We start from the raw sequence: 12,028 nt of genomic DNA, 5'->3' as shown, positions 1-12,028 counted from the left end.
TGTTTAATATACCACTGCCGCAAGGAGAAGTCAAGCACTTTTTACAAATAATTGCAGATTTTTTTGTTTACTATTATCTTGCATCTGAAACAGCGCTGTAATACATTATAAGAAAGTATTTTTATGGAGGCGATTATGTACCATCCACAATCCCCAGAATTAAAAGAAGCCAGCCCACACGGGACCCAGTCCTTTCCCTGCGCATTTTATCAGACGCAAATGAGCGGTCATGGGTTTATGGTAAAACATCACTGGCATAAAGAAGCTGAGATTCTGTATTTTCCAGGCGGGAATTTCAGAATGGAAATTAATATGGAAGCTTTTGATATCCGATCGGAATGCTTCTATTTTATTAACCCTGGTGAACTGCACAGCGTTCGGGCTGCTTCTACAGAAGTCGTGCAGGAATATGCAGTGGTCTTTCACCCGGAGCTGCTTTGCTCCCCTTTTTATGATACGGTTCAGTCCCAGCTCATCCAGCCGCTGCAAAACGGACAGCTGCATTTTCCAAGATCCATTGAAAAAGAACATCCAGCTTTTCCCCGGCTGCGGACCATATTTCTGAATATTGCAGAAGCTTTTTCCCACTGCTCTTCGCCCGAAACTCTGACAACGGAAACGGAGCATTTTCACCTCACATCCCTGCGTGCCTCCGGAACGGTGTCGGTGGAGCTTGCAGACCAGCTGACGATCAAGGCTTCCCTTCTGCAATTTTTCGCTCTTATGTCCAGATACCAGCTTTTTTCCCGGACAGAAAAAACGGATGACCACAGAGTGGAAACGATCAAGACGGCGATTACCTACATCCGGGAGCATTACCAGGAGAAAATATACATCCGTGACCTGGCTTCCCTGATCGGGCTTAACGAGCAGTACTTCTGCCGTTTTTTCAAAAAAGCCATCGGGCTGTCGCCAGTGGAATATCTGAATGAGTACCGGATTCGGCAGGCAGTGCGGCTTTTGAAGGACAGCTCGCTTCCGGTTACGGAGGTCTGCCTGGACTGCGGATATAATAACATGGGAAATTTTCTCCGGGAATTCCGCAGATACACAGGTACTACGCCGCTGCAGTACCGAAAACGCAGCCAGACTCCTGAGCATATAAATGTATAGTGCTGTTCTGCTTTCCTCCTCAAATTGCATTTATGAAACGCCCAGTTTTAAAATGTCAAAATTTCGTATTTTTTTATCATATTAAGGGAAGTTTTTTCAAATATATGTATGTATAATGTACTCATAACAAAGACGCGAACTACACTTTTTTACAGGAGGATATACATATGGAAAGAAAATGGTGGCAGGATAAGGTTGCCTATCAGATTTACCCGAAGAGCTTTTACGATACAAACGGTGACGGAATCGGCGATCTGCCGGGAATTATAGAGAAGTTGGATTACCTGAAGGATCTTGGCGTAGATATCATCTGGCTTTCCCCGTGCTATCGCTCTCCGCTGGCAGACCAGGGCTACGATATTTCCGATTATTATGACATTGACCCCCGCTTTGGCACCATGGAAGATATGGACCGCCTGATTGCAGAAGCTAAGAAGCGCGGCATGTACATTCTGATGGATCTGGTTGTAAACCACTGCTCCGACGAACACGAATGGTTCAAAAAAGCCTGCCAGGATCCAGATGGAAAATACGGAAACTTCTTTTATTTAAGGGACAAAAAAGAAGACGAGCTTCCAACCAACTGGCGCTCTTATTTCGGCGGCCCTGTGTGGGAGGATCTTCCGGGAACCAACAAGCAGTATCTTCATGTTTTCCACAAGAAACAGCCAGACCTGAACTGGGAAAATCCGGAACTTCGTGAAGAGGTTTACAAGAACATCAACTGGTGGCTGGACAAGGGCCTGGGCGGTTTCCGAATTGATGCGATCATTAATATTAAGAAAGCTCTTCCCATGCATAATTACGAGCCAGACCGCGAGGACGGACTTTGCTATATTGGAAAAATGCTGGAAGAAGCGACTGGAATCGGGGAATTCCTTGGAGAAATGCGGGACCGCACCTTTAAGCCACACGATGCTTTTTCCGTAGGCGAAGTTTTCAACGCAAAGGACGAGGAGCTTCCGGATTTCATTGGGGATAATGGATATTTCTCTTCCATGTTTGATTTCAATGAAACGATTTTCGGCGGATCGGAAAAGGGCTGGTATGACTGTAAGGAAATTACACCGGACGATTACAAGCGCTGCTGTTTTGAGACACAGGCAAAAATGGGGAATTTCGGATTTGTTTCCAATATTATTGAAAATCATGACGAGCCTCGTGGTGTGAGCCACTATATTCCAGAGGGAGACTGCTGCAATACCAGCAAAAAGATGCTGGCAGCATTGAATTTTATGCTCCGCGGACTGCCGTTTATTTATCAAGGCCAGGAGCTTGGCATGGAAAATGTGCCGTTTAAATCCATTGATGAGGTGGATGATATTTCTACTTTGGATGAGTATAAGGTTGCACTGGATGCGGGACTTGCTCCTGATGCAGCATTGAAGGCAGTTGCACGCCGCAGCAGGGATAATGCGCGGACACCGATGCAGTGGTCAGATGGGAAAAACGCTGGATTTACCACTGGCACTCCATGGCTTCGGGTGAATCCCAACTATACTGCCATTAACGTGGAAAAAGAAGCGCAGGATCCGGACTCTGTACTGAATTTCTATAAGAAACTGATTGCACTTCGCAAGGATCCGGAATATAAGGAGACAGTTGTGTACGGTGCTTTGGAGCCATTTATGGAGGAGCGCCACAATCTGATGGCTTACTACCGTAAGTGGGATAAGACGCTTCTGGTAGTTGGAAATTATCAGTGGGATGAGCAGGAAATTGAGCTTCCAGGCGCATGCAAAAAAGTGCTGATCAATAATTATCCAGATGTAGTTATAGATGGAAATAAGATTAAGCTGCATGGATATCAGGTGCTGGTTCTGGAATTGGCAGCATAATAAAAAGGACTGCCCTCGCCGAATCGATTTTTCTTTCTCAGGTAAATCGACTCTGCGGGGCAGTTTTTGATTATTTGGAAAATTCGGGCAAAGGGGTTATTCCTTTTGGGAAGTATTTCTTTCCTGCTCCATCTCCCACTCTTCTTTGCGTATCTGCGCTACAATCCCTCGAACTCCGACCACAACAGCAAGACTAACGGCAAAAATAATCACTGTATAAATTTTTTCACCGAAATTAAAATCTTTTATGTAAGACAGACCACCGCTGACCACAAAATTGACTGACATAATTACCAGAAACGTCACGGCACCGATGATCCGTTCCAGCATTACATTTGATGTGCGGAATTTCCTTGCCGGCAATTTTTTATCCAGATAACTCACGCAGAAGATCAGTACCAACGCCAGGAGCCAACAGGTAATGCTGATATAATGAATCAGTGGAAGTCCGCTGATTTTTCTAACAATAAAGGGAAAATCTACCAGGACAAATATTGTCAGGTTAAGGATATACAGCACCACCTGCAGTCCCATAAGCTGTCCAGTGCTAACAGAGTCCATGAGCATTTTCTCCGTCTCTTTCTGGTACTGCTCCGGCTCTAAATGCTTCCCTGCCAGAAGCTCGCTGACAGAAATGTCCAGTTCTTTGCAGAGGGGCTCCATAAGGCTCACATCTGGAAAGGAGCGGCCCGTCTCCCACTTGGAAACGGCGCGGTCCGTTACATTTAATTTTTCACCCAGCTGCTTTTGGGTTAGTTTTTTCTCTTTGCGGCATGCGGCGATGAATGTGCCTATTTCATTTTTTGTTATGTCGGTCATGATGTGCCTCCTTGTGATGGTTCTTTCTTCTAGTACATCGTTTCGTAAATAACTATACCAATCGCGTAGGATGTGGATTCGAGTGTGCAGGTATAAAAACGCAGGCGTAGCGGGCTGCGCTGAGGCTTTTATACCTGGGCAATCGGATTCACAGGCAAGTGAGTGGTATAGTTATTTCGAAAACGATGTACTAGTAAGAACCTTGCCGCGATCAAGACAGCCGTAGGAATCTGGCTGATTTGTTATCTTGATTATGCCATAAATCAGGGAATTCGTCACCCTACCGATGGTTGATTGCGGTAAAATTGCGGAATTTTTTATCTTACAAACAATTTATTGACAAATTTTCCCATTATTACTATAATGACAAAAGAACAGGGGAGCTTGTAAACAGGCTGAGAGGAAATTATGAATTTCGACCCTTTACCTGATGCGGATAATGCCGCCGTAGGAAGTCATAATGATTTTTTTCGGAGACACCAGAACGCGGGTGTCTCTTTTTTATTTTGAAAGTCCTGGACGGCAACCATGAGTGAGCCATGCCTGCATGAGCGAATTCATGGATATCGGACAGGCTAGACCGTATGAGTAAGTAGGGCAATAGCCCAGATTACGAATACGGGCGGCAACTATGGAAGCGTCGCAGACGCGTAATAGCTGACTTTCAAATGTCTGCGCAGCAGACATTTCCTTATAGAGGCAGCAATGCAGCGTTCGGCTGGGGGCACCACTTTCGGACGCTATATAAAATTAATGCATAAATAACACCAGAGCCTGTCCGGTATTTTGCCAGGCAGGACAAGAGAAAGGATGAGACATTATGAGAACAGCATTAACAATCGCTGGAAGTGACTCCAGCGGAGGCGCCGGTATCCAGGCTGATATCAAGACAATGATCAGCAATGGAGTATATGCTATGAGTGCAATTACCGCACTTACCGCACAGAATACTACCGGTGTAACAGGAATCATGGAGGCAACGCCAGAATTTCTGGCAGAACAGCTGGATAATATTTTCACAGATATTTATCCTGACGCAGTGAAAATTGGAATGGTATCTTCCAGCGCATTGATTGAAACGATTGCGAAGAAGCTTCATCAGTATGATGCCAAAAACATCGTTGTGGATCCAGTTATGGTAGCCACCAGCGGAGCCAAGCTGATCAACGACGAGGCAATTGATGCTCTAAAAAGCCAGCTTCTTCCCATGGCAACGGTCCTCACGCCAAATATTCCGGAAGCTGAAGTTCTTTCCGGAATGAAAATAGAGACAGCCGACGATATGATCAAGGCCGCTGCTGCCATTGGGAAAAAATATCACTGCGCAGTGCTTTGCAAGGGCGGACATCAGCTGAACGATGCGAATGACCTTCTGTGGCGTGACGGCGGTTACAAATGGTTCCAGGGAAAACGGATCAACAATCCCAACACGCATGGAACCGGCTGCACTTTATCCAGTGCCATTGCTTCTAATCTTGCAAAGGGATTTGACCTGGATACTTCTGTGGAACGTGCCAAGAAGTACATTTCCGGTGCTCTGGCTGCCATGCTGGATCTGGGAAAAGGCAGCGGACCTATGAATCATGGATTTGCAATTCAAAATGAATTTACATTAGCCAAGGAGGACAACTAACATGACCGAAAAACGTACCTCCATCTTCGAAAACGGCCTGATCTGGTTCGGCGCAGGCGTTTCCTTGGCAGAAATCCTCACAGGAACTTACTTTGCCCCGCTGGGCTTTCAAAAAGGGCTTCTTGCCATTATTATCGGACATCTTATAGGCTGCACCATGCTTTTCCTTGCAGGCGTGATCGGCGGCAAAACGCGCCGCAGTGCTATGGAAACTGTAAAAATGAGCTTCGGGGAAAAGGGCGGAATCTTCTTTTCCTTCCTGAATGTGCTCCAGCTGGTGGGCTGGACTGCCATTATGATCTATGACGGCGCGCTGGCAGCTGACGGTGTGCTTCATACAGGCAGCTGGGTATGGTGTCTGGTTATTGGCGCACTGATCGTGCTGTGGATCTTCATCGGTATCACCAACCTGGGAAAAATCAACACCATCGCAATGGCGGCTCTGTTTATTCTCACACTGGTGCTTTGCAAGCTGATCTTTTTTGATGGCGGCACAGCACTTGCTATTGGAGAAGAGGCAATGTCCTTTGGCGCTGCTGTAGAGCTGTCTGTAGCAATGCCGCTGTCCTGGCTGCCGCTTATCAGCGACTACACAAGGGAAGCAAAGGAACCTGTGAAGGCTACCGCAGTGAGTGCGATTATTTATGGCCTGGTAAGCTGCTGGATGTACGTGATCGGTATGGGCGCTGCTATTTATACCGGAGAGTCTGATATTGCACAGATCATGGTAAAAGCAGGACTTGGAATCGCAGGACTTCTGATCATTGTATTTTCCACTGTTACCACCACATTCCTGGATGCTTATTCCGCCGGAATTTCTTCTGAATCTGTATTTTCCAGGATCAATGGAAAATATGCGGCCATTGCAGTGACTGTGATTGGAACCATCGGCGCCATTGTTTATCCAATGGACAATATTACAGATTTCCTGTACCTTATTGGTTCCGTGTTTGCACCTATGATTGCCATCCAGATTGCAGATTTCTTCCTGCTCAAACGCGCCGACAGCCTGGGCGAGGCCGTTGACATCACAAATGCTGTGATCTGGGTAATTGGATTCATTCTGTATCGAATTTTAATGAGAATTGATATCCCGGTAGGAAATACACTGCCGGATATGGTGATCACTATTTTGATCTGCATGGCGGCACGAAATGTTTTTAAAGAAAAAAATTCATAAATCAACCAATTCCATGTAGTAATAAACATGAAAGCCCTCAGAGAAAAAACTCCGAGGGCTTTCGTTTTGGCTTATCGAAACGTATCGTATTCACACCGTGTATAGGAACCAGACATGCTTTAATTTTCGTTTTCCTCCAGCGTCACTTCCACAACTGTATCCCGGGGATCTGGGAGGGGGTAGCTGTCGCAGGTGTCTGCGTTAAGGAAGAAAAACTGGTTCTGGGAGTATTCTTTCAGATTCCAGTAGTTTGTCAGGCGAACTTCGGAATTATCGCTGATGCGGCGGAGTCTTTTGATCTTGCCGTGGATTCCGGTGAGGGGAATGGCTCCGGCCTGGGCTTCCATAACGTGGGCGTAGATCTTGCTGCCATTGCGGGTGTAGCGGCCCCATTCCGGCTTGTCAATTCCGGCGTAGCCGCAGCCGTAAATACTCTTGGAGTTCTCGTCCATCCACTCGCCCACTTCTTCCAGAATCTTCACGGATTCCTTTGGAATACGGCCTTTGGCATCCGGGCCTACGTTCAGAAGAAGGTTGCCGCCTTTGCTGACGCACTCAACCAGCATATGAATGACCATCTCCGCTGATTTATAATGGTGATCGCTGGATGCATAGCCCCAGTTGTTGTTCAGGGTCAGGCACGCTTCCCACGGCACCGGATCACCTAACTCATTGCGGATTCCTGCCGGAGGGATCATCTGCTCCGGAGAGGCGAAATCTCCGGAATATTCCGTTGGGTTGGCTGTAAGAATAGAACCGGAATCCTCTGCACTTCCTTCCAGACGATTATCAATGATCAGCCACGGCTGAATGGAACGAACCATGGAAATCAGCTCCTGTGCTTTCCATTTGTCGCACTTCATATCGCCGTAGGAGAAGTCAAACCACATCAAGTCCAGCTTGCCATAGTTGGTAAGAAGCTCTTTGATCTGACCAAACATAAAATCCAGATAGCGGTCAAAATCCCGGTTCTCATTGGAGCATTCCGGGTGGTTTCGCATTGGGTGATGCATGTCGCCATAGTGCGGGAAATCCGGGTGACGCCAGTCGATAATGGAAAAATACAGGCCTACCTTGATTCCTTCTGCACGGAAAGCTTCCAGGAATTCTTTTACCAAGTCTTTGTGGCAGGCTGCGTTCATGGAATTGTAGTCGGTCAGCTTGGTGTCAAACAGGCAGAAACCGTCATGATGCTTGGCAGTAAGTACGGCGTACTTCATGCCGGCTTTCTTTGCCAAACGAGCCCATTCTCTTGGATTGTAATTTTCTGCTGTAAATTCTTCTGTCAGTGGGCAGTACTCCTCATGGGGAATCTGCTCCACACTTCTTACCCACTCACCACGGGCTGGAATTGCATACAGCCCCCAGTGGATAAACATGCCGAAACGGGCATCACGGTACCACTGGGTACGTTTGGTTCTTTCTTCGATTACTTTATTCATTTCTTCGTCCTTTCCTATCAAAAATATCTCAACCAATCAAATAAATACTCAGTTCAGAATTTTATCATGAAGCAAAATACTTCTCCAATTCCCTCTTCATATCTGCGGGAATTTCCCGCTCAAATGAAAGCTCTGGCTCATTTGCCACCCATGCGGCAGCTGTGCAAAGGGTTTTCGCCCCTTCCGCCAGCGCACGGGGAGAAATATATTCTACGGTATCGTGTCTCGTATGCATGCCGAAACCATCGCGGTTCAAGGTAAGAGCTGGAACAGCTTTCCATGCAAAAGTGTTGGAGTCGCTGGCCCAGACCTGGTTTTTGATGGTAACGCCAAGCTGATTTTCCTCCATAAGCGCTTTTAACGCTGCGCACACCGTAGGATCCGCAGTCACTCCCAGCACATTTCCTCCAAGAAGCTGTCCTGCCAGATCTACATTCAGATTAAATACATGTTTTCCCATTTCGTTTTCATGGGATTTCACATAGTTCTGGCTTCCGATCAGGCCTTTTTCCTCGGAACCGAACCAGATGAACTCCATGGTTCTGGCTGGTCTGTGCTCTGCGAAATAAAGAAAAGCTTCCATCGCCATAGCACCGCCGGACATGTTGTCATAGGCTCCAGGACCTTCCGGCACAGAATCATAATGAGCCGTCACTGTGACGATTTCCTCTGGAAATTCAGTTCCCAGAATGCGGACTGCCACATTGGCAGAGTTCCGGGAAATTTCGCTCTGCTGAATATTCAGCCTGCACATGGAAGCTTCTTTTTCTACAATTTCCACGGCATCCAGATAATGAATAGCTGCCCCCGGAAGGTCACATGCCTTGCGGCGGTACTGTATAGGCGTTCTGTCCTCGCCCTGATCAAGCGGTGTACCGCAAACCGTCACAAATCCCACAGCCCCAGCATCCTTAATCTTGTTGATCATATCCTCCCGTACAGGGTCGCACACCAGCACAACAGCGCCCTTCGCCTTAGAAAGACTGATGTCATCTCCTTTTCCTACGAAAAGAAATGGGGCAGTGATGCCTTCTGCCGGGGTGCATGCACCGTTCAAATATGCACGCACCCGATAAGATTTCTCATAAGGTTGGCAGATGGTCAATTCAGCTCTTTTCTCCTGGAAATCCGGGCACTGGAAAAGCTCCATGCGGGGAGTCTGGATATAGGTTTCTTTTCCTGGCTGAGCTGCGATCTTTTCCGCTTCCTTCAGGATGTATTCTGCTGCCTTGTGTTCCCCTTTTGTCCCGGACTCACGGACATAGGCGGTATCCGCAACAAATTGATAGGCTCTTGTTCCATCCGGGTGAATTTCTGTGTAATGATTCATAATATATACTCCACTAAAAACAGTTCTCAGTTCCAAACACAGTTTAATATTATGTATTGTTCTTTATAGTTGCCGTTTGTCTCATATGCCAAAATCATGCTTCGCATAATTTCTCACCACAATTCACCAAACATTATCCATGAAAAATCATTTTTCAAAGGCTTACATCTCCGGCACTTCTTCCATAATACGAATCAGCATATCGCCGGTTCCTACATTATAGCCGCTGGTTGCATAAATTCCCACAGATTCTCCGTTTGTTACCAGAATCAGCGGAAGCTTATCCGGGTCCACATACATTCTTCTGCCCAGAAGCTCAATATTTTCTTCGAAAGAATCGTAGTAAACGGAAATCTTCGGGAAAGTCTTCAGAACCTTTGCAAGAAGCGGGTCGCCCTTAGCTTCCCCAGTACGGATCATAAAAGAAATGCAGGTTTCAAACTGGTGGAATTTTTCTGCATGTTCCAGCATTTCGTTCAAAATATGCTCGGTAGGCTCACGGCTCTCTTCCAGCCACATAAGGATTTTCTTGCCACCCCGGGTAAGGTCTGCGCAGGTCACAATTCCGCCATCTGCATCTTTTACCTCAAACTCTGGCAGGGAAATACGCTCCAGCATATCCCCCAGCTGTGCTTCCCGAAGGCGCAGAGTTTCGTAATGTTTCTCTTCGTCCTTCACAATGATTGTCTTTTCCCAGGAGAACTGGTTTCCGTTTGGCAGGCGGTTGGTGGTGATGATCCGGTATGTGCCTGGAATCAACGCCAGTTCCAAAGTATCTCCTTCCCAGGCTCTGTTTGTAAGATCCAGGGAAGCATATTCGTTTCCAACAAGACGTCCAATGGTCCAGTTCTGGTAATAATTCCACTGGGTACCCTCTTCCTTTTTCAGGTAAAGAGCTGCGCTCCATTTCTCCTGTTTCAGAACAGATACAAACTGGCATTTATCCCAGTACTCCATTACATGGCTTCCAGGATTTAATCTGGCCGGGATTCCAAGAGTACGGGCAATTGCTACGAAAAGCACTTTCTGGGAGCGCTCTGTTCCGATGCCGGATATCAGACATTCGTATGGAGTCTCCATTACAGTCTCACGCTCGTTATATGGGTAAGCAGTAATGAGCTCTCTGATATAGTTCCAGATTTCTGCCGGGTTCTCACGGAAAGCGGCTTTCTGTTCTTCTGTAAAGAATGAGAGAATACCTTTTCTGTATGGGCGAAGAAGCTCGTATTCTACACGGGGATTCAAAACATAGTTGATATATAAATCGTACTCATCTGCTTCTCTATACTGCTGTGCATATATTTTGCCATATGCAAGATGCTCTTCCAATACGCTGCACACGCAGTCCGTGTGATCCTTCTCAGACAAAACATCTGCCATTGCCTGGCGAAGCTCTTTCTCATCTTCTCCTGCAAGAAATGCCGTCAGTTCTGGATTCACCCAGTTCTCTTTCTTCTCGCGGCGAAGCTGATTCGCCTCATTCAGGCGGCGGGTTCCGATTGCTTTCTGCTCTGGAGTGGGCATATCCGGGTTCACAGGAGTGTCTACAGGTGCGATCACATCTACAGCTTTCCAGTCCTCTGCTACCACAGCCTCTCCTGTAAGAATCAGCTTCACATTCACCTGCTCTCTGGTATCCACATCTGCCTGGGCAAATCCTTCCATGTCCGGGCGGAACGCGGCAACACGCACGCTTCCAAGTCCGGTAACCAGAGAAACGGTTCCATTTTCATCGGTCTTCGCCTTGGCAATTGGATAATATTCTCCCATGTTCAGAACCTGGAACTGCACCTGGGCCTCTTTCACCGGAGCACCTGCGCGGTCTGCAACCTTCACAGTGACCTTCTTTACCTTGGCATAACGTGCAGTCTGGTTCAGCATAACAGCTGCACCCTCTTTGCCGATCACATCCTCTCCCTCTGCTGGGAAAAGATCAAACAATCGGGAATGGACCATCATTGCTCTGGAGGAAGCATTGGTAAACCAACCTTTGTTCAGAATCATAAGGGGCTCGCACGCTCCTGTGAAATACCACTTTCCATCGCACCACAGCTCTACCCATGCATGGTTGTCATCACAGTGTGACCATCTTGGCACATACACCTGACGTGCCGGGATTCCCACGCTTCGAAGTGCATTTACCAGAAAAACAGACTCCTCGCCGCAGCGTCCATAGCCTCTTCTGTACACCGTAAGAGCCGGAAGGGTTCTGTCATCTCCGCTGTGATAAGTAGCTTCCTCGGCGCACCAGTAATTTACTTCAATTGCCGCATCTTTCGCATTTTTTCCTTCAATACGATCCTTTAACTCATTCCAGAAAAACGTTCTGCAGGGAAGTACTTCTTCCTCATTCACTCTATGATCCAGAATATAGTTCAAAAACATTTCCTCTGGAAGCGCATGCACTCGTTCCAGATGATTATAAAGAAACAACCCATGACCTGCAAAATCCTTAATATCCTCGAAAGAATAATTCACCAGATCACTATACGGCGCTGTCACATACAAATACTTCATAGCCAGCGCCAGGTCCCTGTCACAGGCATCCAGTTTCCCGCAGATGTTCTTCAGCGGCTCTCTGTCCGCTCCAAGCTTTTCTGTTAATTTCAAAAATTCTTCTTCAATTTTCTTCTCACTGTTCTGAAGAAACATATATTCATCCTCCTCATCGAA

General features: G+C 46.9%; 8 protein-coding genes and 1 riboswitch. Of the genes, 4 read left to right on the top strand and 4 right to left on the bottom strand.

Features of this window, described 5'->3' with window-relative positions; genetic code table 11:
* Positions 1-123 precede the first annotated feature (123 nt).
* Both DWZ38_RS19810 and DWZ38_RS19805 read left to right on the top strand, forming a co-directional pair.
* Positions 124-1,113, top strand: a complete 990-nt coding sequence (locus DWZ38_RS19810) for an AraC family transcriptional regulator (protein WP_243000419.1) — start codon at positions 124-126, stop codon at positions 1,111-1,113.
* 167 nt (positions 1,114-1,280) lie between these two features.
* Complete coding sequence (locus DWZ38_RS19805) at positions 1,281-2,951, top strand: alpha-glucosidase (RefSeq protein ID WP_117854863.1); 1,671 nt, start codon at positions 1,281-1,283, stop codon at positions 2,949-2,951.
* Between the two features lie 96 nt (positions 2,952-3,047).
* On the opposite strand, the gene DWZ38_RS19800 is transcribed toward DWZ38_RS19805, so the two are convergent.
* Positions 3,048-3,770 (bottom strand): helix-turn-helix transcriptional regulator, encoded by a 723-nt coding sequence (locus tag DWZ38_RS19800; RefSeq protein ID WP_207743329.1) that lies wholly within the window; start codon positions 3,768-3,770, stop codon positions 3,048-3,050.
* Between the two features lie 366 nt (positions 3,771-4,136).
* A riboswitch (TPP riboswitch) is annotated at positions 4,137-4,241 on the top strand.
* 349 nt (positions 4,242-4,590) lie between these two features.
* Here DWZ38_RS19800 and thiD point away from each other — a divergent pair.
* The gene (gene thiD / locus DWZ38_RS19795; RefSeq protein WP_117854861.1) at positions 4,591-5,403 is read left to right on the top strand and encodes a bifunctional hydroxymethylpyrimidine kinase/phosphomethylpyrimidine kinase; all 813 of its coding nucleotides are present in this window, start codon (positions 4,591-4,593) and stop codon (positions 5,401-5,403) included.
* 1 nt (position 5,404) lies between these two features.
* Positions 5,405-6,583 (top strand): putative hydroxymethylpyrimidine transporter CytX, encoded by a 1,179-nt coding sequence (cytX, locus tag DWZ38_RS19790; protein WP_117854858.1) that lies wholly within the window; start codon positions 5,405-5,407, stop codon positions 6,581-6,583.
* 119 nt (positions 6,584-6,702) lie between these two features.
* Here cytX and DWZ38_RS19785 read toward each other — a convergent pair whose 3' ends face one another.
* The 3 genes from DWZ38_RS19785 to DWZ38_RS19775 form a co-directional block, all read right to left on the bottom strand.
* Complete coding sequence (locus DWZ38_RS19785; protein WP_117854856.1) at positions 6,703-8,025, bottom strand: alpha-L-fucosidase; 1,323 nt, start codon at positions 8,023-8,025, stop codon at positions 6,703-6,705.
* Between the two features lie 64 nt (positions 8,026-8,089).
* The gene (locus tag DWZ38_RS19780) at positions 8,090-9,355 is read right to left on the bottom strand and encodes a M28 family metallopeptidase (RefSeq protein ID WP_021925230.1); all 1,266 of its coding nucleotides are present in this window, start codon (positions 9,353-9,355) and stop codon (positions 8,090-8,092) included.
* Positions 9,356-9,517: 162 nt separating this feature from the next.
* Positions 9,518-12,007, bottom strand: a complete 2,490-nt coding sequence (locus DWZ38_RS19775) for a transglutaminase-like domain-containing protein (protein ID WP_117854853.1) — start codon at positions 12,005-12,007, stop codon at positions 9,518-9,520.
* Positions 12,008-12,028: the final 21 nt, after the last annotated feature.

The sequence above is a fragment of the Ruminococcus sp. AF31-8BH genome, from assembly GCF_003460605.1.
Classification (GTDB): Bacteria; Bacillota; Clostridia; order Lachnospirales; family Lachnospiraceae; genus Blautia_A; species Blautia_A acetigignens.
The sequence above is the reverse complement of the archived record's forward strand: the minus strand, read 5'-3'. Positions and strand labels throughout refer to the sequence as shown.

Excerpts from the sequence above, each read along its gene's own strand:
- DWZ38_RS19805 (WP_117854863.1), top strand. The coding sequence starts at position 1,281 with ATGGAAAGAAAATGGTGGCAGGATAAGGTTGCCTATCAGATTTACCCG.
- thiD (WP_117854861.1), top strand. The coding sequence starts at position 4,591 with ATGAGAACAGCATTAACAATCGCTGGAAGTGACTCCAGCGGAGGCGCC.
- DWZ38_RS19775 (WP_117854853.1), bottom strand. The coding sequence starts at position 12,007 with ATGTTTCTTCAGAACAGTGAGAAGAAAATTGAAGAAGAATTTTTGAAA.
- DWZ38_RS19800 (WP_207743329.1), bottom strand. The coding sequence starts at position 3,770 with ATGACCGACATAACAAAAAATGAAATAGGCACATTCATCGCCGCATGC.
- DWZ38_RS19810 (WP_243000419.1), top strand. The coding sequence starts at position 124 with ATGGAGGCGATTATGTACCATCCACAATCCCCAGAATTAAAAGAAGCC.
- cytX (WP_117854858.1), top strand. The coding sequence starts at position 5,405 with ATGACCGAAAAACGTACCTCCATCTTCGAAAACGGCCTGATCTGGTTC.
- DWZ38_RS19780 (WP_021925230.1), bottom strand. The coding sequence starts at position 9,355 with ATGAATCATTACACAGAAATTCACCCGGATGGAACAAGAGCCTATCAA.
- DWZ38_RS19785 (WP_117854856.1), bottom strand. The coding sequence starts at position 8,025 with ATGAATAAAGTAATCGAAGAAAGAACCAAACGTACCCAGTGGTACCGT.